The sequence below is a fragment of the Kitasatospora sp. NPDC001660 genome, assembly GCF_053596725.1.
The window spans coordinates 287023-307562 of record NZ_JBSFGU010000005.1; the positions used below are offsets into that span (position 1 = coordinate 287023).

The following is a 20540-nucleotide window of genomic DNA, read 5'->3' on the forward strand; positions in this document are numbered from 1 at the left end:
CGGTCGCCCGAGGATGAGCCACGGTGCTGCGCCTCCTGACCCGACTGTCGGCGGCCGGTCTCGGACTGACCGTAGCCGTGCCGGTGGCCGTCGCGCGCTCGGCGGTTCCCACGGCCCGGGCCGCCGCCCGGGTGGCGGTCGAGGCCGCCGGGGCCGGGGTCCGCACAACCGCGTACACCGCCACCGCGGCCGCTGCGACGGCGCGCCGCGTGGGGCGGGTGACCCGTAACGCGGCTGAGGCGGGCCGGGGCTACTGGCAGGCCGGATCCCGGGTTCAGCTACCGCTGCGCCCGCGCGCGGGCGCAGCCGCCAGCAGAGCGCGGAACCTGGAGGCGGCGGCGCGGAAGGTGGCGCTCGGGCTGGCCAAGCGGCCGGACGTGGTCGCCGCCTACTGGGACGGCGGCCTCGCCCGGCTGGTGGTGCAGCTGACCCAGGACGCCGTCACCGAGCGCGTCGTGGACCGCGCCACCGAACTCGCCGCCGATCAGCGCCTGGAGCGGGTGGACGAGGAGGTCCTGGAGAGCGCGCACCCCGGCCGGACCGGCAGCGTGCGCGCGCAGGCGATCGCCCTCGGCTGCGACGTGGTGGGCTTCGCGACCGCCATGGGAGCGCGGGCGATTTCGCTGAGGACCGCGCCACGGCCGGCCACGGCCATGCTCGCCCTGCTCCGTGAGGACCCGGAGGTCCGCACACGGCTCCGCCGCCGACTCGGCGACACCGCCGCCGACCTGGTGCTGGCTGCCGCCGGAGCGGCGGCCTACGGGGTGGGGCAGTCGCCCACCGCGTTGGCCCTGGACGCGGTGCTGCGCACCGGCCGGCTGATGGAGACGATCGCCGGTGCCGCCGCCTTCGACTCCGCGCACGACACGGTCTGCGCGCCCGAACGGCTGAGCGTGGCAGGCGAGGGGATCCGTCGCCCGGCGCTGCGTCCGCTGCCCTGCGATGAGTACGAGGACCAGGCGGTGGGCGGCACCCTGCTCGGCTCCGCCGCGGCCCTGCTGTTCACCCGCAACCTCGCGGAGGCGGCCGAGGGGCTGGTGGCGGGAAACCCGAAGGCCGCGCGCTACGGCCCGGCCGCGTTCACCGCCGCGCTGGGCACCGAGCTCGCCCGCGAAGGCGTCCTGGTCCGCAGCCCGGAGCGGCTGCGCCGACTGGAGCTGGTCGACACCGTTGTCCTGCACCCTGACTCACTGCGCGGCACGGCGAGAACGGTCCTTGAGGCCCACCCCAACGCACCCGGCTGGGACCACGACCGGCTGTGGCAGGCCGCCGCCGCTGCCCTGGATCCTTCAACGGCTGAATCTGGCCTTGAACTTCGCCCGGTGCCGGACCAGTTGGGATCAGAGACGGGTCTGATGGTCGCCGCTGCCGACGGTGAGGACGTCGGTACGGTCCTGGTGGGCCGGGAGATCGCCCCGCTCGCGGAGGCCGCGCTGGACGCCGCCCGGCGCGCCGGGCTGCATGTCGTGGTGGCCGACGACGGCACGCTCGGCGACTTCTGCGCGCTCGCCGATGAACTGGTCGGCGCTGAACGGCCGTTGATCGAGGTCGTGCGTCAACTCCAGCGCAGCGGGCGGGTGGTGTTCACGGTGGCGCGTGTTCCGGCCGGCGATGATTCCGAGTTGACGGACAGTGCCCAGGAGCTGCTCGCCGGACTGCTGCGCAGCGACCTCGCGGTCGCGGTCACCGACGGCGACAGCGCGGTGGTGTGGGGCGCGGACCTCCTCCTGCTGAACGGTCTCGAATCCGCCTGGCGGCTGCTGGCCGCGATTCCCGCCGCCCGCGCCGTCGCCCGGCATTCCAGGATCCTGGCCGAGGCGAGTGCCGCGCTGTCCGGGCTCCTGGTCGTGACCCGGGGCCGGCGGCCGCACGGCACCCTCCCGGTCGGCATCCGCCTCTCGCCCGTCAACGCCGCGACCGCCGCGGCCCTCGTCTCGGGCTGGCGCGCCGCGCTGCGCGTCAGCACGCGGAGCGCGCCCCACCCGCCGCCGCGCACCCCGTGGCACGCCCTCGGGCCCCGGGAGGCGCTGGCCCGGCTCGATTCCATCCGCCGCTCGGCGCGCCCCGAGGGCCTGCGGGCACCGTCGGACGCCCTCCGCCGGGTGCAGCGGCTGCCGGCGTTCGCCCCCGTGCGTCTGGCGGGCCGCCTGATCGGCGCGATGCGCTCCGAACTCGACGATCCGCTGACGCCGGTCCTGCTGGTCGGGGCGACCGCCTCCGCCCTGCTGGGCTCGACCGTGGACGCACTGCTGGTCGCCGGAGCGCTGGCGGTGAACGCGCTGATCGGCTCGGTGCAGCGACTGCGTGCCGAACACGCGCTCGCTGCCCTGGAAGTGACGCAACATCAGAAAATTAGGGTGGTCGACGGGAGCCGGACCCGCAGGGTCAGGTCCACCGATCTGGCGCCCGGCCAGGTGATCGATCTCAACACGGGCGACGTGGTGCCCGCCGACGCCCGGCTGCTCGACGTCCACGACCTGGAGGTCGACGAGTCCTCGTTGACCGGCGAGTCCCTCCCCGCCGCGAAACAGGTGGACGCGACCCCCGAGGCCCCGGTCGCCGACCGCCGCTGCATGGTCTTCGAGGGCACCACCGTCGTGGCCGGCCACGCCCGTGCCGCCGTCGTCGGCACAGGGGACGACACCGAGGCCGGACGGGCCGCGCACCTCGCCGCCCGCACCCCGCCGGCGGCCGGCGTCCAGGCCCGGCTGCGCGAACTGACCAACCGCAGCCTGCCGTTCACCCTGCTGGGCGGAGCCGCCGTCGCCGGCCTGGCCGTGCTGCGCGGGCGCCCGGTGCGCCAGGCCGTCCGGGGCGGGCTGGCGGTCGCGGTGGCCGCCGTGCCGGAGGGCCTGCCGCTGGTGGCGACGGTCGCCCAGCTGGCCGCGGCCCGCCGGCTCAGCCGGCACGGCGTCCTGGTTCGCACCCCGCGCGCCCTGGAGGCGCTCGGCCGGATGGACACCGTCTGCTTCGACAAGACCGGCACCCTCACCGAGAACCGCCTGCGGCTGACCCGCGTCGGCGCGGCCGACGGCACCCTGCACCCCGCCGACGACCCGGCCGCGACGCCCGTCCTGCGGATGGCGGCCCGCGCCTGCCCGCCCGCCGACGACCGCACGGCCGTGCACGCCCACTCCACCGACGAGGCGGTTCTCACCGCCGCGCCGGACGAACTCGGCTGGGCGCCCGACCAGGTGCTCCCGTTCGAGGCCAGCCGCGGCTACGCCGCCGCGACCGGGGCCGACGAGGAGGGCCGCGAACTGCTCGTGGTGAAGGGCGCACCCGAGAGCGTCCTGCCGGCCTGCCCCGGCGCAGGGAAGGAGCAGGCCGCGACCGTGGCCGCCCTGGGCGCGGAGGGCCTGCGGGTCCTCGCCGTCGCCAACCGGCCCCTCGTCGACGGTGACGAGACGGTCGACCGGCCGCTGGAGCGGTTGGAGCTCGTCGGCTTCGTCGCCCTGGCGGACACTCCGCGCGCCGGGTCCGCCGCGCTGGTCGAGGGACTGCGGCGGGCCGGGGTGCGGCCGGTCATGCTCACCGGCGACCACCCGGCCACGGCCCGCGCGGTGGCCGTCGCGCTGGGCTGGCCCGAGGACCTCGAACTGGCCACCGGCGACGACCTGGCCGGCCTCGACCGGACGGGCCGAGCCCGCCGGCTGCGCGGCTGCGACGTCGTCGCCCGGGTCGCGCCGGAGCAGAAGGTGCTGGTCGTCGAGGCGCTGCGGGAGGCGGGACGGGTCGTGGCGATGGTGGGCGACGGGGCCAACGACGCCGCCGCCATCCGCTCCGCCGACATCGGGATCGGCATCGCCGCCCGCGGCTCGGCGGCGGCCCGCAACGCGGCGGACCTGGTGATCACCGACGACGAGCTGACCGTCCTGACCGACGCCGTCGACGAGGGCCGCGCCCTGTGGCGCAGCGTGGCGGACGCGATCACCATCCTGATCGGGGGCAACGCCGGCGAGATCGGCTTCTCCCTGCTCGGCACCCTGCTGTCGGGGCGCGCCCCGATGTCCACCCGCCAGATCCTGCTCGTCAACCTGCTCACCGACATGTTCCCGGCGATGGCCGTCGCCGTCACGCCACGGGACGACCAGCCGACGGGGGAGAGCGCCCCGCGCGCGGGCACCGCGCCCCTCGACGCGCCGCTGGCCCGGCAGATCCGGCACCGGGGCCTGGTGACCGCCCTCGGCGCGACCACCGCGTGGCTCATCGGCACCGCCACCCCCGGCTCCGCCCGGCGCACCAGCACCATGGCCCTGTGCGGCGTCGTCGGCGCCCAGCTCGCCCAGACCCTGACCGGACGGCGGCGCAGCCCCCTGGTCCTGGCGACCGTCCTGGGCTCCGCCGCCGCGCTCGCGGCCGTCATCCAGACGCCGGGCGTCAGCCGGTTCTTCGGCTGCACCCCGCTCGGCCCGGTGGCCTGGGCGGGCGTCGCAGCGTCGATCGCCGTCGCCGTGGCGGCGCCGCCGCTCATCCCGCAGATCGAGCGGTTGTTGCTGCTGGCCCTCGCCCGGGCCGTGGCGGAGGTGCGGAGGGCCGGTCCGCGGTCGTCCGGTCGAAGGAGCACGCCATGAAGGACACCCTCGCCGAGTACCACCGGCGCCGGGACTTCTCGAAGACCGCCGAGCCCGAAGGAGGCCGGACCGATCCAGGCGCGCGCCCCTCGTTCGTCGTACAGATCCACGACGCGACGGCCATGCACTTCGACGTCCGCCTGGAGGTCGACGGCGTCCTGAGGTCCTGGGCCGTGCCCAAGGGCCCGTCCCGCGACCCGCACGACAAGCGCCTCGCCATGCCCACCGAGGACCACCCGCTGGAGTACCGCGAGTTCGAGGGTGTCATCGCCGAGGGCGAGTACGGCGCGGGCACCGTGATCGTCTGGGACGAGGGCAGCTACCGCAACCTCTCCACCGACCGGGCCGGCCACGACCTCCCGCTCGCCGACGCGCTGGAGCGCGGACACGCCTCCTTCCGTCTGTACGGGCACAAGCTCCACGGCGGCTACTCCCTCACCCGCATCCGCACGAAGCGTTCGGACGGCCGGGAGGCCTGGCTCCTGGTCAAGCACGCGGACGCCGGCGCCGCCACCGACGGCACGCCCGACCCGACCCGGGCACGCTCGGTGCGCTCCGGGCACACCCTGAAGCAGACCGCCCAGACGGTCGGCGGCGCGCCATGACGAATCCGCTCGACCGCCTTCTGGGCCGCCAACAGCGCCGGACCCCCCGGCCCGGGCCTCGCCGGGCACCCCCATGCCGGCGGTGCTCTCCGACCGCCGGGACTTCGACGACAGCTGGATCTTCGAACGCAAACCGGACGGCATCCGCGTCCTCGCCACCCGTCAAGGCCGGGACACCCTCCTGCTCTCCCGCAACGGGAAGCACCTGAACGCCACCTACCCGGAGATCGTCGACGTTATCGCCGATCAGGCCTGCGCGAACGGCTCGACGGCCTCGAACGGCGCCGCTCGCCGTTCGCCGACGAGGTGCGCGAACGCACCGTCCACTGGGTGCGCCCCGAACTGGTCGCCCAGATCGGCTTCGCCGAATGGACCCGCGCGGGCAGGCTGCGCCACCCCCGCTACCCCGGCAGCGCGACGACAAGCCCGCCCGCGAGGTGATCCGTGAGCAGCCATCCAGGGAGGAACGATGACCACCAGGAAGCTGCGCGTCGGCGGCCGGACCGTCGAACTCAGCCGCCCCGACAAGGTGCTGTTCCCCGAGGACGGCATCACCAAGGCCGAACTGGCCGACTACTACCGGGCCGTCGCCCGCCGGATGCTGCCGCACCTGCGCTGCCGTCCGCTGATGCTCGAACGCCACCCCGACGGCATCGACGACCACGGCTTCATGCAGAAGGACGTCCCCGACCACTTCCCCGGGTGGGTCCACCGGGTCGAACTGCCCAAGGAGGACGGCACGGTGACGTACGCCGTCTGCGACGACACCGCCACCCTGCTCTACCTGGCCGACCAGGCGTGCATCACCCCGCACCGGTTCCTCTCCCGCGCCGACGAGGCGGACCATCCCGACCGGCTGGTCTTCGACCTGGACCCTCCCGACGAAGACTTCGCCCCGGTCCGCGGGGCCGCCCGCCTGCTCCACGAACTCCTCGACGAGCTCCGGCTGCCGTCCACCGTCATGACGACCGGCTCCCGCGGCCTGCACGTCCTCGTGCCCCTGGACCGGCGCGCCGCCTTCGACGACGTCCGCGCCTTCGCCCGCGACCTGGCTGATCTCCTGGTCGCCCGCCACCCCGACCGACTCACCACCGAGACCCGGAAGCAGGCCCGCCGAGGCCGGCTCTACCTGGACGTCCAGCGCAACGCCTACGCGCAGACCGCCGTCACCCCCTACGCCGTACGGGCCCGGCCGTGCGCCCCCGTCGCCGCGCCGATCAGCTGGGCCGACGTGGACGACCCGGACCTCACCCCGCAGCGCTGGACCCTGGCCACCGTCGACGGGCTCCTCAAGGACGACCCCTGGCGGGACGCCTCGCGCCGCGGCCGCTCCCTCGACCCGGCCCGCCGCCGCCTCGCCGCCCTGCGGGGATGACGCGCCCCCGGCCCGGCTGGGGCACGCTAGAGCCGCAGGCACACCGGGAGCTGCGGCACAGGCCGACGAGGCCCTCCGGCTCCGAGGGCGGGGCCGGTGGGGCGGGGATACCGGATGGTGAGGCGTGAGGGGATGACGTTTCAGCATCCGGCGCGCAAACGCGGCGACGGCCGTCGGGGCCGACGGCCCCCTCGGGAGGCCTTCTGCCGGTCAGGTCCGACGCCACTCACCTGCCGTGCTCGTCGTCTTCAGCCCGGTGCGGGTGCCGCCGTTCGTCCTGGCGGGCGCGCGGCTGATCGCCCGCTGGATTGGAATCCGACGGTGACCGGCCGTGGTCCCGCAGCTCGCCGAGGACCGCCCAGGTGACCGACACCACCGGCACGGCCACCAGCGCACCCAGCACCCCGGCCAGGACGGCGCCGCCGATCACGGACAGGGCGATGACCACCGGGTGGATCCGTACGGACCAACCGAGCACCAGCGGGTGCAGCAGATGGCCCTCGATCTGGCCGATGACCACGATCAGGGCGAGTACGAGCAGGGCGACCACCGGTCCGCGGGCGGCCAGGGCGACCAGTGCGGCGACGGCCAGGGCGATCGGGGAGCCGACCAGTGGGATGAGGGCGGCGACGAACTCCAGCACCATCAGCGGCAGGACCAGCGGCACCCCCAGGACGGCGAGCGCGATGCCCACCAGCGCGGCGTTGGTTGCCGCCACGATCAGCACTCCACGCGTGTAACCGGCGAACGTACGCCAGGCGGCGCGCCCCGCCAGGTCGCACACCGGACGCGCCCGGGCCGGGAGTTGGCGCTGCGCCCAGCACCACATCCGGTCGCCGGAGTGCAGGAAGAACACCGAGCAGAAGACCGCGAGGGCCAGCGCGGTGAGCAGTTCGACAGCCCGGCTCGCCTCATTGAACGCGGTGCTGAGCAGCGCCGAGCGGTGGCTGCTGACGAACTCCTCGATCCTCGCCCGGAGGCCGGTGACGGTGCCTGCCCGCAGGTGGAAGGGCGCACCGGTCAGCCAGTGGTCGATCCGGCCGAGGCCGCCGTGCAGCTCGGCGCCCAGCCCGTTCCACTCGCCGGCGACGGTCGTCCCCACCAGTGTGAGGACCCCGCCGAGGACCACGACGGTGAGGACGAAGGCGAGCAGGACGGCGAGCGAGCGGGGCAGCACCAGGGCCAGCAGGTCGACGAGCGGCCGCAGGACGGAGGTGATGACCAGCGCCAGGAACACCGCGATGACCGGCAGTTCGAGCCGGGCGAGCACGGTGACGGTCAGGTAGGCGGCCACGCCGAGCAGGAGCAGGCGCCACGTGTACCCGGCGGCCGTCCGCAGCCCGCGCGGCACCCGGTCCCCAGGTGCCGCAGGCCGGGTCCGAGGCGAGGCCACCCGGGGGCGGCGGCTGCCGAGCGGCGGGGGGCGCCGGTCCGGTCCGGTGCCGTTCACTCGCACGGGCCGCCTCCTCGTACTCGGCCGGATTCCGTCCGGTGTCCTGCGGCTACCCGGGCGGGTGTGCGGGAAACGGGTGTGCTCACAGTTGCGCCGCCACTGCGACCAGCAGCGTGGCCAGGCCCACGGCCAGCCAGGCCACGTAGTCGCCGAGCAGCCCGGAGTGCAGGCGGCGCAGCGGCAAAACCGCCGCCTGGTACAGCCTGCCGGTGCCGCGCCCGGGGGTGCGGCGGACGGCGACGGTGGCGAAGCCGACGGCCAGCAGGGCGGACAGCAGGCCGAGGGCTACCCCGGAAGCGGTCCACGACGCGTCGGGGGCGGAAGCGACGGGTGCTCCCGGCTGTCCGACGACATCGGCGAGGTAGCCGGCGCGGTCGGCGAAGGCCGACGCTCCCGCCGCGAGCGCCCGGCCGATGCCGGGCAGGATGCCGACGGCCAGGCAGCCGGCGAGCAGCAGCCCCGGCACGACGAGCATCGGCGGGGGCAGTCGGCGGTCGGGGGAACGGATCTCGGGTTCCTCGCCCTCGCCGGTGGTCGCGGCCACCTCCGGGCGTTCGGAGGGCGGGGCGCCGACGCCGCCGAAGACCCGCAGGCCCGCGCGCAGCACCGCACCGCCGGTGAGTGCGGACACGAGGACGAACACGGCCGGCAGCCAGCCGTGTTCGCGTCCGGCGGCCTCCTCGGTGACGGCCTTGCCGAGTCCGGTGCCGAATGGCGGCAGCCCGGCCAGGGTCAGCCCGCCGAGGAGGAACAGCAGCCCGGGCAGTTTGAGTTCGCGGGCCCGGCCGTGCAGTCCGTGTTCGTCCACGGAGCCGTAGCGGTCGAGCAGGACGCCGGTGAGGCCGAACAGGGCGGCCTTGGCGCCTGCGTGGCCGGCCACGTACACCGCGGCTCCGGCCAGTCCGGCCGGGGTCAGCAGCGCCGCGCCGACCAGGAACAGACCGACGTGCCCGACCGTGGAGAAGGCCAGCATCCGCTTCAGGTGCCGCTGCTGCCAGCACATGACGGCACCGACCAGTGCGGTCAGCACACCGGCGGCGAGCAGCGTGTCCCGGACGACGGCCTCCGGCAGACCGCCGACGCCGCCGAACACCACCCGGTGGATCCTCGCGACGCCGTAGACGCCTAGTTCGACCATCACCGCGGACAGCAGCATGCACACCGGGCTCGGCGCCACCGCGTGCGCGTCCGGCAGCCAGAAGTGGAAGGGCGCCGTCGCGGCCTTCACCAGCGGACCGGCCAGCACCAGGACGAACGCGACGACGACCAGGGCGTCCCGCCCGTGCCCCGCCGCGGCCCGTTCGTCGAGCGCCGCGCCGATCTGGGCGAGACCGAGCTCACCGGTGCGGGCGTACAGCAGGCCGATGCCGAGCAGCGAGAGGTACGCGGCGGCCGAGTTGACCAGGCCGAAGGCGAGGGCGCCGTGCAGCGGGCGCGGGTCCTCGATCCGGTAGCCGGTCAGCGCGTAGGCGACGGCGCCCATCAGCTCGAAGAACACGAAGGCGTCGAAGAGGTCTCCGGTGAGAGCGAAGCCGCACATCCCGGCCTCGAAGAGGAGCAGCAGGGCGGGGAACATCCCGCCGTGCTCGCCGGAGGGTTCGTCGAAGTACCGCCAGGCGTAGCAGATCACGGCGAGCACCAGGACGGCGACGAGGAGCGCCAGGCCGCTGCCGAGCCGGTCGGCGACCAGGACGATGCCGACGCTGTGGCCGCCGTGCGGGCTCCAGCCGCCGAGCCAGGCCACCTCCCGCCCGTCCGGGCTCGTCCGGGCCCACAGCAGCGCTAGGCAGACGACGTCCACGGCGGCCCAGGCGGTGGCGAGCACGTCGCGGCCCAGGCGCGGCAGCCATCGGCCGGCCACGGCCAGGACGGCGGCGCCCAGCAGTGGGATGGCGACGGCCAGGGGGAGGAGGTCGGAGACGTTCAGGCCTGTCACCCCCGCAGCCCGGTGAGTTCCTCAGGGTCCACCGTGCCGTGCCGCTTGCGCAGTTGGATCACCAGGGCCAGCAGCAGCGCGGTGACCGTCGCGCCGACCACGATGTCGGTGAGCGCAAGTGCCTGGACCACCGGGTCCACCACCGGAGCGTCGGTGGGCAGGTCGGAGAAGACGGGGGCGGTGGCGCCCCGGCGGTAGCCGACCGCGAGCAGCAGCACATAGGTCGAGGACTGCGCGACGGCCAGGCAGCCGACCGCCTGCACCAGGTTGCGGCTGGTGACGAGGCCGTACAGGCCGGCGAGCAGGATCCACCCGGCGACCAGATAGGGGAAGACGTTCAACGGTCTCTCCTCGGGGTCCGGGGGACGACCTCCACCGCCTGGTCCAGGAAGTGCGCCAGCAGCACCACCACGCCCGAGCCGACCTCCACGCCGACGACGGCGTTCACCACGGCCACCAGCCCGCTGGAGGAGAGCTGGTTGAAGCTCCCGAGCGGCAGGGTGTTGGCGAGGTAGCCGACACCATGCGCCAGGCCGATCAGACCGAGTGCGGCGAAGGCCCCGGCGGCCAGGGCGTCCGCCACGTCCAGCACCGCGAGCGGGCGGATCCGCTTGAGCACCAGGTAGTCGGCGGCGACGTAGGCCAGGTGCAGTGCGGTGGCCAGTACGACGCCGCCCTGGAACCCACCGCCGGGGCTCAACTGGCCGTGCGCGACCAGGTATCCGCCGGTCAGCAGGGTGACCGGCAGCAGGGTGGCCCCGAACAGCCGGGTCGTGGGCAGGACGGGTTCGGCGGCTGCCCGGTGCTTGTGCTCGTCCCGGGCGAGGCGTAGCAGTATGCCGGCGCCGAGCACCGAGCCGAACAGGATCGACTCCTCGCCGAGGGTGTCGAAGGCCCGCTGGTCGAAATTGACCGAAGAGACGATGTTGGCCGTGCGCCGGGCCAGTCCGGCGGTCACCGCCCGCTCACCGTACGGGTGTCGGACACCGCCGAAGCCTGGCAGCTCGGTCGCGGCGGCGATCAGGGCGGCGCCGAGGACGGCGGCGGCGGTCAGGAAGAGCCGCAGCCGGGCGGTGCGGCTCACTCGGTGCGGTCCTGGCGGTTGTCGGAGTGTTCCTCGCGGCGCACCCGGCGGACGGTCAGCAGGATCAGCAGCGGGGTGATCGCGCTGCCCACGCCGAGCTGGGAGAGCGCGACGTCCGGGGCCTGGAGCACGGTGAACAGCAGCGCGAGGCAGAACCCGAGCAGGGCGAGGACGGCGGCCTGCCGGACCGGGTCGCGGGTGAGCGCGGCGGCGGTCGCGGTGACGGCGGTGAGCAGCAGCGTGATCACGATCAGGGCGTTGTTCACTTCGCCTCCTGCTCGGCGAGGACGGTCGTCCGCGCGACGGCCATCGTCGTGACGGTGCCGCCGACCGCCAGCAGCAGGCCGATCACCAGCAGCTTGGCGGCAGCCCGGCCCGGCCCGGTGTCCACCGCGAGGGCGAGGGCGACCAGCGGCGCGCCCAGGGCGGCGGCGGGGGAGAGGGCGTGCAGCCGCAGGTACGGGCCCGGCAGCACGATGAGGGCGAGGGTGGAGAGCAGCAGGGCGGCGGTGCCCGCACACAGCAGGACCAGCGCGACGGCGTGCCGGCCCGTCACCGCTGCCTCCCGGCCAGGAGGCGGGTGAACACCAGCGTCCCGGCGGGGGCGAGGACGGCGAGGTCCAGCGCCAGGTCGGTGTACGAGGTGCGGCTGAACCCCTGGGCGAGGAGCAGCAGGACGACCGACGTCACCGTCGCGGCGAGGTTGAGCGCGGCCAGCCGCTGCTGCGGCGCGCCGCGCAACCCGAGCGAGAGGCAGGGTCCGATCCCGCCGGCGGCGAGGAGGGCGGCCGCCAGCAGCCAGGCGTTCACCGGGCGTCTCCGGTCAACGCCCGCTCCAGCGCGGAGACTTCACCGCCGAGTGCGTGCACGGTCAGGCTGCCGGCCGCGCCCTTCTTCGCGTCCGCGACGTCCGCGACGTCCGCGACGTCCGCGACGTCCACGACGTACGCTCCGGGCGTCGCGGACAGGAGCGCCGCGGCCCAGGCCGGTCCGGCGCCGGGGGCGAGCCGGACGGTCCGGAATCCGCCCCGCCGGTACCGCGGCGCGAGCACGGCGAGCGCGAGCCGGCCGGTGTCGGCCAGCAGGGTCAACGGGAACGCCCAGAGCGTCCGGGCCAGCCGCGTCGGTCCGCCCGGTGCTGCCCCCGAGGCATGCCGGACCGCGACGGCACCCACGGCCGCGAGGAGCGCGATGCCGCCGCCGACCGCCATTTCCAGTGGTGTCACCGAGCTGATCAGTACAGTGTTCAGTAGCAGCAACACTCCCCACCAGAGCAGGAGTTCGACCGCCGTCCGCATCGCACCACCCTCAAGACAGGCCCCGGGCCACCCGCCGCCGTGGCGGGCGCCCCAGGTCTACCGCCCGGTCGGCGGACGCGTGGCGCGCGCAACGCCGCCGGACGCGCGATCGCCGTACCGGACCACCCGTTCGCCGGACGGCAGAGCCGAACCTTCCGATGATCCGCCCGGCCGGTTCAGTCGGGCGACTCGTGCGGCTCCGGCTCGTGGGCGGGCCCGGTCGCCTCCGGCTCCTGAGACGGCTCCGTCACCTCCTGCGGCTCCAGCATGTGGGCCGTCTCCGTGGCGTCGTACTCCGGGCCGTCCTTCGGCCGCTTCCCCTCCTCCGGCACGGGTGGCGGTCCGCCCTCACCGGTCATCCGGGACTCCGGTGTCTCGACCGGCACAGGCGGGTCCTTCGGGACGGGCTTTCCCGGGCGGCTCATCGCATCCACCTCCTGGGGCGGCCGGTCAGGGCCGGAAGCGCACCTTGACCGTGCCGTCCTGTTCGCTCGCGGTTCAGTCCTTCCCGGCGTCCTTGACCTTCTCGGCGGCCTGTTTCAGGTCGCTCTTGATCTGCTTGCCGCGGCCCTCGGCCTCGACGACCCGGTCGCCCATGGCCTTTCCGGCGGCCTCCTTGGCCTTGCCGTGGGCCTTCTGCGCCGCGTTGCGCAGCTTCTCCTCGGTACCCATGGCGTGCATTCCTCTCGTGATGGGGGCGACATCCGCTCCGCGCCGCGCCTGCCCAGGGCCGGCGGTTCCACACCACGTCACGGGCATCGCCGCTCACCGCCCCCGGGCGAGCGCGCGGGCGGCGGCCCCGAGGAGCACCGCCCCGCCGGTGGCGAGCAGGCCGTGGTGCTGGGAGGCCCACAGCTGGGCACTGTGCTCGCGGGCCTCGTCGTCGAAGCGGCCGTGGGCACCGTGGTCCTCGACGGCGTCGCCCGGTGTCCAGAGGTTGGCCCGGTCCTGCGCGCTGCTCGTCCCGGCCTCCTGCTGGGCGTCGATCCCGGTCCGGGCGAGGTAGCGGTCGAGCAGGCCGGGGGCGATCGCATTGGCGATCAGGGTGGCCGCTGTGCCGGCGCCCACCCAGTACTCCCGGCGCCCGGGGTGGTCGGCGGCGTAGCGGACGGCGCGGGCGGCCAGCTCGGGCTGGTGGACCGGCGGGACGGGCCGGGCGCGGCCGCGCAGCCGGTTGAGCACCCAGTCGAACTGCGGGGTGTTGACCGCGGGCAGCTGCACCATGGTCACACGCACGCCCGATCCGCTCGCCAGCAGCTCACAGCGCAGCGCCTCGTGCCAGCCCTGGAGGGCGTGCTTGGCGCCGCTGTAGGCGCTCTGCAACGGGATTCCCCGGTAGGCGATCGCCGAGCCGACCTGCACGATGGTGCCGTGGTCGCGCGGCAGCATCCGGCGCAGCGCGGCCCGGGTGGCGTTGACGTAGCCGAGGTAGGTGACCTCGGTGACCCGGCGGAACTCCGTGGCGCTGATCTCGGTGAAGGGCGCGAACACCGAGACGAAGGCGTCGTTGACCCAGACGTCGATCGGGCCGAACTCCGCCTCGGCCCGGGCGGCCGCCGCTTCGCAGGCCGCCGGGTCGGCCACGTCCGCCAGGATGGTGCGCACCGGCGAGCCGGCGGCCTCCGCCTCGGCGGATGCGGCGCGCAGCCCGGCCGCGCCCCGGGCGACCAGCACCAGTCGGTCGCCCCTGGCGGCGAAGGCCCGTACACAGGCCCGGCCGACTCCCGCGGTGGCGCCGGTGATGACCACGGTGCGGGGCTTCGAACACAGGTTGATCGTCATGGCGGGCGTCTTGCCGGGCGGGCGCCGCCGAAACGTCACGGAGGGGCCCGGACCGTCACGCGCGAGGGCGCGGATCGGCGTCGGCCGGTGGCCGCGTGCACTTGCCGTTGTTCCGGTGCAGGCGCCAGACGGGTAGCAGCAGCCAGCACGACACGAACCAGAGCATGACGGCCGAGGTGATCCAGCCGGAGACCGTCGATCCGACGGCCACCCGCAGCAGGAGCAGCAGGGCCGAGCCTACGGTGAGCGCCAGCAGCACCAAGCCGATGGCCACCAACCGGGCTGCCGCGTCCACCAGTTGGGGCTTGAGGCGGTGCCCGGCGAAGATCCGGTGGTAGGCGACCGGGGAGGTCAGCGCTCCGGTGGCGAGTGCCCCGAGGACGACCGTGGCCACGTACAGTCCCCGGTCGAAGCCGCCGAGTTCGGCGAAGCGCGGCATGAAGACCACGCTCAGCAGGAACCCGAAAAGGATCTGCGAGCCGGTCTGCGCGACCCGCACCTCCTGAAGCAGGTCGCCCCAGCGCCGGTCCGCCCGCTCGTCGGGCGACTCCCGCCGGCCGGTCCGGTGCACGGAAGGGTCGCGCCCGGTATCCGGCCTCGTCATGGTCATCGCCTCCGCCTTCCACTCCGTCCGTGCGTGTAGCCGCACTGGGGGTGGGCAAACGCGCGGTATGGACGACCAGCAGACGGAGTGCCGGGCCGCACCCGGGACAGCGCCGCAGGCGCCGGTCGTCCGCGCGGTCCGCGGTGCCGCGCGGGATGACGGCGACGGCCCCTGCCGTCCCGATCTCGATCTCGCGGAGCTGCGGTTCTGAGACTCGACGGGACTGAACCTCCTCCTGCACGCTGCCTGGACGCCGAGACTGCCGGGATCCGGCGCTGAAGCCGCCGGCGGTGGTCCTTCGTCCGAGTCCGAATTGAGGAGGCCGGTCATGTACTGCTCCGGGGACGGCCCGCTGCCGGGCCCCGACCGGGTGTCGGGGGCCGGACAGACCAGACGGCTCGCGCTCAGCGGCAGCGAGGGCCCCGTGCAGCGCAGCCGTGAGTTCAGTCGGCAGGCCCTGGAACGTTGGCACTGGCTGCCCACCGTGGATGACCATCAGCAGGCCGTCACCGAGGACGTCCTGCTGATGGTCTCGGAACTGGTCACCAACGCCTGCCTGCACGCCCCCGGAGGCCCCCGCGAGCTGCGGCTGAACTGGAACGGCACGCGACTGCGGGTGGAAGTCTCGGACTCAAGCCCCGTGCCGCCGCAGCTGCGCTTGCACACCGACCCGGCGCGGCCGGGCGGGCACGGACTGCATGTGGTGGACTGGCTCGCCCGCGCCTGGGGCTCGCTGCCAGAGGGGGACGGGAAGCTGGTCTGGCTGGAGGTTCCGTCCCCACTGCACGTCCGCCGGGACTGACGGCCGGCGGCGTCACTGCTGTCCGGGGTGCGGCTCCGGAGGTGGCGCCGGATCGGGATCCGGGTACGGCTCCGGAGAAGGGAACGGAGGAACGGGCGGCGGTGCCGGGTGGGGTTCGCCCGGCCGCGGTGCGGGATTGGGGTGCGGGATCGGCCCGGTGTCCGGGTCGGGGGGTGTCGGAATCGTCATGGTGGCACCTTCATCGGAGGCGCGGAGAGCACGCTCAGCGACCGAGCGCATTCGCCGGCTCGCGCTTGTTCACTTCGAACGGTCCCGGTGGAGCGCGCTCTGCTTGATGTGCTCGCACGGCTTGATGTGCTCGCACGCGCTTGCGCTTGGGGCTGGACCCCAACGCTCCTTTCTTCCCACGGAGGTCGTTGCACGGGCGCGTGTACCCGGAGAAAACCCATAAATCACCCGAAACATGATTCATGTATTCGATGACGGGTAAAAGGCTGGTGGAGCGGCTGTTCTCGACCGGCCGCATCCGCACCCATCGGGTGCCACCCGGACCGTCGCTTGAAGAAGCCGGCACAGGTCCCAGGGGAAGAAGCCGGCGGATGACGCCGGGCGTTCACCCGAACCCCAGGAGAAGTAAGTGTTCACCCCAATCGAAACCGCCGGCCGTGCCGAGCAGACGGTCGGCCCGCCCTCCGGCCTCCTGTCCGATCTGCCACCGCGCCTCACCGAGGCCGAACTGCGGGCGATGAGCAAGGCCGAGGCACGTGAACTCAGTGACGCGCTGTTCGAGCGCCTGGCCGGGCTCGCCCGCGAGACCTACGCCTACAGCTACGTCCGCGGCACGATCATCGAACTCAACATGCCGCTGGTCCGCTTCATCGCGGCCCGCTTCCGCCACCGCGCCGAGGACATGGACGACATCCTCCAGGTCGGCACGATCGGCCTGATCAAGGCCGTCGACGGCTACGACCCGCACCGCGGCGTCGAGTTCGTCACCTACGCCATCCCCACCATTACCGGCGAGATCAAGCGCTTCTTCCGCGACACCTCGTGGCCCGTCCGCGTCCCGCGCAGCATGCAGGAGCTCTACCTGACGGTGGCCCGCGGCTCCGACCGGCTGGAACAGGAACTCGCCCGCCTCCCACACCCCGAGGAGATCGCCGAGGACCTCCACATCACCGTCGAGGAGGCCACCGAGGGACTGGTCGCCGGCCGCGTCTACCGCCCCAACTCCCTTGACGCGCTGCGCGACCAGGACACCGACGAGACCGGCAGCGCGATGGTCGACCGGCTCGGCTGCTGCGACCCCGGCATCGAACTCGCCGACTTCCGCACCGCCGTCCGCCCGCTGCTGGCGGAACTGCCGGAGCGCGAACAGACCGTGCTCAAGCTCCGCTTCTGGGACGGCTGGACGCAATCGGAGATCGCCGCGCGGATCGGCGTCTCCCAGATGCACGTCTCCCGCTTGCTGAGCGCCATTCTGGCCCGGCTGCGCGAGCGTCTGGAGGACCGCGAGGCCCGCGGCTGGCACGACGACGGTCCAGAGGGGTCGGGCTGACACGGATACGGGCCGCCGATCCGGCACCGCCTGGAGGCGAGTCCCGCTTAACTCCCGTCCGCTCTCTTGCGCTGAGTCACCTGACCGCGTACTCCGCTGTGGCGCACCGCGGGTGCGAATAACCCGCGATCGTCCGCTCCTGTCCGCGGGCGCGAGAGAGCGGGAATTCAGCGGGACGTGTCGCCGTCGTCTTCCGGAATGAGGTGCACAGCCGCTTCCTCCGCGCTCGCGGCACCGCCATCGACGCCGACGTCGGATGCGACGAGCCCCTTCTCCGTGTCCGAGCCGGCGCCTTCCTCGGGAGCCACCAGCCGCCCGGTCGGCCGACCGCCCGCTTGCGGATCAATAGGCTCTCCCTCTCCGCCGGACAGATCGCCGGTCCCGTCCCCTTCGACAGGCGTGATGTCGGGCTCTTCCTGGGCGATCCGCTGATCCAGCGTCTCGCCGTCACGCTGCTCGGCTGCGGTCACACCCACCCGGTCGACGCCCAGCGGCTTCTCCGGCGGCGAATAGCCCTCGTCCAGCAGGTCGTCGTAGCTGCATCTGATCCTCGAACTCGCCACGGGGCCGGTCACCTCGGAGCTGCTGGACCGCGCCGAGGCATTGCCGGTGGACTCCGTGCAGATGCCGGTGCTCTCCGCAACCGACCTGGTCAGCGGCCTGCTCGCGGCCTTCTCCGAGCACCACTGCGACTTCGGTGCGGTGCTCTCGGTGGTCCGACCCCTGCGGGAGAAGATCGACTGGCGCCAGGTGCGCGCCGAGCAGGGCGACGCGCCGATGCCGGCCGCCTTCCTGTACCTCCTGGAACGGCTCCAGGTGATCGAACCCGAGGAGGCCGACCGATGACCGGCGCCGACGCCACTGAGTACCGGCTCGCCCACCTGCGCGAGCGCCTCGCCGACGACGAGGCCGGCGAACTCGGCCTGCGGATCGAACTGCACGGCGCCCACGTCACCGTGCGCGGCACCGTGCCGACCGAGGAACGTCGGGCGGCCGTCGGGCGCATCGTGGCCGACGCCCTGGCGGACCTGACGGTGTACACCGACATCGCCCTGGCCGACGACCGTCCCCCGGTCGGCGCGGAGGACCTGCCGTGATCCGGGTGGCCGCCGTGGGGGACATCCACCTCGGCCCCGACGGCCGAGGACTCCTGCGGCCCGCCTTCGCCACCCTCGCCGACCGGGCCGACCTCTTGCTGCTGGCCGGCGACCTCACCCGGCACGGGACCCCCGAGGAGGCGGCGGTGGTGGCGCAGGAGGTCGCCGGTCTGCCCGTTCCGGTGATCGCCGTCCTCGGCAACCACGACTACGACGCCGACCGGACGGACGAGGTCACGCGGATCCTTGCCGCTCACGGGGTCCGGGTGCTGGAACGCACTGCGACCGTGGTCCGGGTGGACCGGCGTCTGGTCGGCGTGGCCGGTACGAAGGGCTTCGGCGGTGGGTTCGCCGGCCGGAGCGGCGGCGAGTTCGGCGAGCCCGAGATGAAGGCCTTCATCCGGCACACCCGGCGGTGTGCGGACGGTCTGCGGAGCGCGCTGGAACGGCTGGCGGCCGAGGGCTGCGACGTGAGGATCGCGCTGACGCACTTCGCCCCGGTGCCGGACACGCTGGCCGGGGAGCCGCCCGAGATATACCCGTTCCTCGGCAGCTACCTCCTCGCCGAGGCGATCGACGAGGCCGGGGCCGATCTGGTCGTGCACGGCCACGCGCACTTCGGTACGGAGCACGGCCTCACTGCGTGCGGCGTGCGCGTGCGCAACGTGGCCCAGCCGGTCATCGGCCGCGCGTTCGCGGTCTACCGGCTACACGGACCGGGCGAGCGGTCCGGCGGCGGAACGCGTTAGGGGTGGACCGGTCCGGGTACGCGCGAGACGGCGGGGGCGACCGAACCGGAACGGAAAGGACTCCACCATGTTGCTGCTAGGACTCCTGCTGATGGCGGCATCCGGCGCCTTCGTCGGGCTGCTGATCGCGGACAACCTCGCCGGTGGGCCCGAGTACCAGGTGACGATCCTGGGCAACCACCTGGTGACGCTCAACACCCTGGGCGTCTTCCTGTCTGGTGTGGCACTCGCGCTGATCTTCTGCCTGGGCGTGGCCCTGATGTCGCTGGCTCGGCACGCCTGGCTCGTGGGCACGCGGCCGACCAGGGCCGGAACCGTGCCGCCGGTGTCCGCACGCCCCGCGGCGTCGGAGGCCGACGAGGCGGCGCCGCCGGAGGAACGGGCCGCCCAACAAGGCGACCGGGCCGTCGGCGCACCGGTCCAGCCCCCGCGGAGCGGCCGGATCCGGCACCTGTTCGGACACTGACGGCGCCGCGCGCGGGACATAGGGCGATCATGCACACCTAAGAGGTGAGGGAGGCGCAAACACCTGGCCGGACCCGGAGCTCCTTTGTGCAGCCGCCCCCTGCTCGGACCTGGGCGTGATGGCCGCCACTCTCGGCCAGGCCCGGAGCCGCGCGATGCCCTTGGCGTCGCGTCCGCCGGCGGGAGGTCCGGGGTCGCGCGGGGCCTCGGTGACCACCAGCGTGTGCGGGCGTCCTTCGGGCGGTCGTATTGGTCGTCATCTGAGCGCGCTCCCCGTCCTGGGACCGACTCCGGCAGCCGAGAACTGTCTGCTCGGCGGGGGATGCCGGGGCGGCTGCCTGCCCGGCGAAAAGGGCAGACCCGCACGGCCACCCGGCTCGGAGCCCAGGCCGGTCCTGCCGGGCCCGCAGCCCGGACCGCCGACCGTAGATCTCACCCCTGACCGGACACCGCGGGCCGCATGCCGGCCCCTGCCAGGCCCGGCCTACACTGGTCGCCTACGAAGCGGTGGCAGTGCCGCCCCCGCGCACCAGCTCGCGCACCCGATCCGCCGGGAAGGCGAGCACGTTTCCGAGGGACCGACCGCCGTGCCCGCCGATCTGACACCCGTCATAGCCGCCTGCACCCGCTGGCTCCTGGCCGCCTACCCGCCGCCCGCAGGCGCGCTCAATTACGCCCTGGCCGAGGCTCAGGCCCGCCAGGCCGCCACCCTCGCCGCCCATCTGCGCCACCCCACCGCCCTGGACGTGCAGCTGCTCGACCTCCTCGGCCCGGGCGGCACCGGCAGGCTCGACTGGCTCACTGCGGCCGACCTCGGTGACGACGACGGCATGGCGTGGCGTACCTGGGTCGACGAGACCGTGGTCAGTTGGGCGGCGTGCCTCCTGGCTGACCCCTCCCTGAGCGGTCGCGCTCACCAGGCGCTTCAGCGCACCGAGCACCGCGATGAGGCCGGCGGTCTACGCCGCCTGACCGTCCCCGGCCCCCGCGACAGCGAAGCTGCCGCCCTGCTGCGCCATCCCGATCTCCTCGAAGGCATCGCCGGCCTCCACCGGGACACGCTCCTTGCGCTCCTGGACGCCGACAGCGCCGCGCTGCCCTGACACACACCTGCCGTTCGCGATACGCCATCCGTCCGGCCGGGTTTGCCGAGCCCTGGTGGCCTGCCGGCGGGCGACACGGCCGGGCGGTGACGCG

General features: G+C 74.0%; 23 protein-coding genes and 1 pseudogene. 11 read left to right on the plus strand and 13 right to left on the minus strand.

Features of this window, described 5'->3' with window-relative positions:
- Positions 1 to 23 precede the first annotated feature (23 nt).
- From ACWCXH_RS08330 to ligD, 4 genes are all read left to right on the plus strand, one after another.
- Positions 24 to 4574, plus strand: coding sequence for an HAD-IC family P-type ATPase (locus tag ACWCXH_RS08330; protein WP_449800559.1), 4551 nt, complete (start codon positions 24 to 26; stop codon positions 4572 to 4574).
- Positions 4571 to 5179: a DNA polymerase ligase N-terminal domain-containing protein gene (locus ACWCXH_RS08335; protein ID WP_449800560.1), complete on the plus strand. Its 609-nt coding sequence runs from the start codon at positions 4571 to 4573 to the stop codon at positions 5177 to 5179. Before ACWCXH_RS08330 ends, ACWCXH_RS08335 begins: the two co-directional genes overlap by 4 nt.
- A gap of 306 nt (positions 5180 to 5485) precedes the next feature.
- Positions 5486 to 5620 carry an ATP dependent DNA ligase gene (locus tag ACWCXH_RS08340; protein ID WP_449800561.1) on the plus strand — a complete coding sequence of 45 codons (135 nt, stop codon included), beginning with the start codon at positions 5486 to 5488 and terminating at the stop codon, positions 5618 to 5620.
- Positions 5621 to 5648: 28 nt separating this feature from the next.
- Positions 5649 to 6554, plus strand: a complete 906-nt coding sequence (ligD, locus tag ACWCXH_RS08345; RefSeq protein ID WP_449800562.1) for a non-homologous end-joining DNA ligase — start codon at positions 5649 to 5651, stop codon at positions 6552 to 6554.
- Between the two features lie 226 nt (positions 6555 to 6780).
- Here the strand turns inward: ligD and ACWCXH_RS08350 are convergent, their stop codons facing one another.
- The 12 genes from ACWCXH_RS08350 to ACWCXH_RS08405 all read right to left on the minus strand — a co-directional run bounded on the left by ACWCXH_RS08350 (position 6781) and on the right by ACWCXH_RS08405 (position 14711).
- Positions 6781 to 8010, minus strand: a complete 1230-nt coding sequence (locus ACWCXH_RS08350) for an AI-2E family transporter (protein WP_449800563.1) — start codon at positions 8008 to 8010, stop codon at positions 6781 to 6783.
- A 79-nt stretch (positions 8011 to 8089) separates the two neighbouring features.
- Entirely contained in the window at positions 8090 to 9934 is a 1845-nt protein-coding gene (locus tag ACWCXH_RS08355; protein ID WP_449800611.1) for a complex I subunit 5 family protein, read from the minus strand.
- 5 nt (positions 9935 to 9939) lie between these two features.
- Positions 9940 to 10284, minus strand: coding sequence for a sodium:proton antiporter (locus tag ACWCXH_RS08360; protein WP_449800564.1), 345 nt, complete (start codon positions 10282 to 10284; stop codon positions 9940 to 9942).
- Positions 10281 to 11027: an MnhB domain-containing protein gene (locus ACWCXH_RS08365; RefSeq protein WP_449800565.1), complete on the minus strand. Its 747-nt coding sequence runs from the start codon at positions 11025 to 11027 to the stop codon at positions 10281 to 10283. The genes ACWCXH_RS08360 and ACWCXH_RS08365 overlap by 4 nt, the downstream gene beginning before the upstream one ends.
- Positions 11024 to 11293: a Na(+)/H(+) antiporter subunit B gene (locus ACWCXH_RS08370; protein ID WP_449800566.1), complete on the minus strand. Its 270-nt coding sequence runs from the start codon at positions 11291 to 11293 to the stop codon at positions 11024 to 11026. Before ACWCXH_RS08370 ends, ACWCXH_RS08365 begins: the two co-directional genes overlap by 4 nt.
- Positions 11290 to 11583, minus strand: coding sequence for a monovalent cation/H(+) antiporter subunit G (locus ACWCXH_RS08375; protein ID WP_449800567.1), 294 nt, complete (start codon positions 11581 to 11583; stop codon positions 11290 to 11292). The genes ACWCXH_RS08370 and ACWCXH_RS08375 overlap by 4 nt, the downstream gene beginning before the upstream one ends.
- Positions 11580 to 11837: a monovalent cation/H+ antiporter complex subunit F gene (locus ACWCXH_RS08380; protein ID WP_449800568.1), complete on the minus strand. Its 258-nt coding sequence runs from the start codon at positions 11835 to 11837 to the stop codon at positions 11580 to 11582. Before ACWCXH_RS08380 ends, ACWCXH_RS08375 begins: the two co-directional genes overlap by 4 nt.
- Complete coding sequence (locus ACWCXH_RS08385; protein ID WP_449800569.1) at positions 11834 to 12325, minus strand: hypothetical protein; 492 nt, start codon at positions 12323 to 12325, stop codon at positions 11834 to 11836. The genes ACWCXH_RS08380 and ACWCXH_RS08385 overlap by 4 nt, the downstream gene beginning before the upstream one ends.
- Before the next feature lie 176 nt (positions 12326 to 12501).
- Positions 12502 to 12750: a hypothetical protein gene (locus tag ACWCXH_RS08390; protein ID WP_449800570.1), complete on the minus strand. Its 249-nt coding sequence runs from the start codon at positions 12748 to 12750 to the stop codon at positions 12502 to 12504.
- A 73-nt stretch (positions 12751 to 12823) separates the two neighbouring features.
- On the minus strand, positions 12824 to 12997 hold the full coding sequence (locus ACWCXH_RS08395; protein WP_387622113.1) for a CsbD family protein: 174 nt from the start codon (positions 12995 to 12997) through the stop codon (positions 12824 to 12826).
- Between the two features lie 93 nt (positions 12998 to 13090).
- Complete coding sequence (locus ACWCXH_RS08400) at positions 13091 to 14107, minus strand: SDR family oxidoreductase (protein WP_449800571.1); 1017 nt, start codon at positions 14105 to 14107, stop codon at positions 13091 to 13093.
- Positions 14108 to 14162: 55 nt separating this feature from the next.
- Positions 14163 to 14711: a DUF6328 family protein gene (locus ACWCXH_RS08405; protein WP_449800572.1), complete on the minus strand. Its 549-nt coding sequence runs from the start codon at positions 14709 to 14711 to the stop codon at positions 14163 to 14165.
- 328 nt (positions 14712 to 15039) lie between these two features.
- Here ACWCXH_RS08405 and ACWCXH_RS08410 point away from each other — a divergent pair, with 328 nt between their 5' ends.
- Complete coding sequence (locus ACWCXH_RS08410; protein WP_449800573.1) at positions 15040 to 15513, plus strand: ATP-binding protein; 474 nt, start codon at positions 15040 to 15042, stop codon at positions 15511 to 15513.
- A gap of 598 nt (positions 15514 to 16111) precedes the next feature.
- Positions 16112 to 17032: a SigB/SigF/SigG family RNA polymerase sigma factor gene (locus ACWCXH_RS08415; RefSeq protein WP_449800574.1), complete on the plus strand. Its 921-nt coding sequence runs from the start codon at positions 16112 to 16114 to the stop codon at positions 17030 to 17032.
- 167 nt (positions 17033 to 17199) lie between these two features.
- On the opposite strand, the gene ACWCXH_RS08420 is transcribed toward ACWCXH_RS08415, so the two are convergent.
- Positions 17200 to 17595: a DUF5709 domain-containing protein gene (locus ACWCXH_RS08420; protein WP_449800575.1), complete on the minus strand. Its 396-nt coding sequence runs from the start codon at positions 17593 to 17595 to the stop codon at positions 17200 to 17202.
- Between ACWCXH_RS08420 and ACWCXH_RS08425 the strand changes: the two are divergent.
- The 5 genes and pseudogenes from ACWCXH_RS08425 to ACWCXH_RS08445 form a co-directional block, all read left to right on the plus strand.
- Positions 17576 to 17878: pseudogene (locus ACWCXH_RS08425) on the plus strand (hypothetical protein); the annotation flags it as partial. The gene ACWCXH_RS08420 and the pseudogene ACWCXH_RS08425 sit on opposite strands and share 20 nt — an antisense overlap.
- Positions 17875 to 18129, plus strand: coding sequence for a hypothetical protein (locus tag ACWCXH_RS08430; protein WP_449800576.1), 255 nt, complete (start codon positions 17875 to 17877; stop codon positions 18127 to 18129). The pseudogene ACWCXH_RS08425 and the gene ACWCXH_RS08430, both read left to right, overlap by 4 nt.
- The gene (locus ACWCXH_RS08435; RefSeq protein WP_449800577.1) at positions 18126 to 18878 is read left to right on the plus strand and encodes a metallophosphoesterase family protein; all 753 of its coding nucleotides are present in this window, start codon (positions 18126 to 18128) and stop codon (positions 18876 to 18878) included. Before ACWCXH_RS08430 ends, ACWCXH_RS08435 begins: the two co-directional genes overlap by 4 nt.
- Before the next feature lie 67 nt (positions 18879 to 18945).
- Complete coding sequence (locus ACWCXH_RS08440) at positions 18946 to 19344, plus strand: hypothetical protein (RefSeq protein WP_449800578.1); 399 nt, start codon at positions 18946 to 18948, stop codon at positions 19342 to 19344.
- Between the two features lie 586 nt (positions 19345 to 19930).
- Positions 19931 to 20446 (plus strand): hypothetical protein, encoded by a 516-nt coding sequence (locus tag ACWCXH_RS08445; RefSeq protein ID WP_449800579.1) that lies wholly within the window; start codon positions 19931 to 19933, stop codon positions 20444 to 20446.
- The last annotated feature ends 94 nt before the right edge of the window (positions 20447 to 20540 follow it).

Coding starts and splice junctions, on each gene's coding strand:
- ACWCXH_RS08335 (WP_449800560.1), top strand. CDS start 4,571: ATGAAGGACACCCTCGCCGAGTACCACCGGCGCCGGGACTTCTCGAAG.
- ligD (WP_449800562.1), top strand. CDS start 5,649: ATGACCACCAGGAAGCTGCGCGTCGGCGGCCGGACCGTCGAACTCAGC.
- ACWCXH_RS08385 (WP_449800569.1), bottom strand. CDS start 12,325: ATGCGGACGGCGGTCGAACTCCTGCTCTGGTGGGGAGTGTTGCTGCTA.
- ACWCXH_RS08390 (WP_449800570.1), bottom strand. CDS start 12,750: ATGAGCCGCCCGGGAAAGCCCGTCCCGAAGGACCCGCCTGTGCCGGTC.
- ACWCXH_RS08395 (WP_387622113.1), bottom strand. CDS start 12,997: ATGGGTACCGAGGAGAAGCTGCGCAACGCGGCGCAGAAGGCCCACGGC.
- ACWCXH_RS08400 (WP_449800571.1), bottom strand. CDS start 14,107: ATGACGATCAACCTGTGTTCGAAGCCCCGCACCGTGGTCATCACCGGC.
- ACWCXH_RS08405 (WP_449800572.1), bottom strand. CDS start 14,711: ATGACGAGGCCGGATACCGGGCGCGACCCTTCCGTGCACCGGACCGGC.
- ACWCXH_RS08410 (WP_449800573.1), top strand. CDS start 15,040: ATGTACTGCTCCGGGGACGGCCCGCTGCCGGGCCCCGACCGGGTGTCG.
- ACWCXH_RS08430 (WP_449800576.1), top strand. CDS start 17,875: ATGACCGGCGCCGACGCCACTGAGTACCGGCTCGCCCACCTGCGCGAG.
- ACWCXH_RS08440 (WP_449800578.1), top strand. CDS start 18,946: ATGTTGCTGCTAGGACTCCTGCTGATGGCGGCATCCGGCGCCTTCGTC.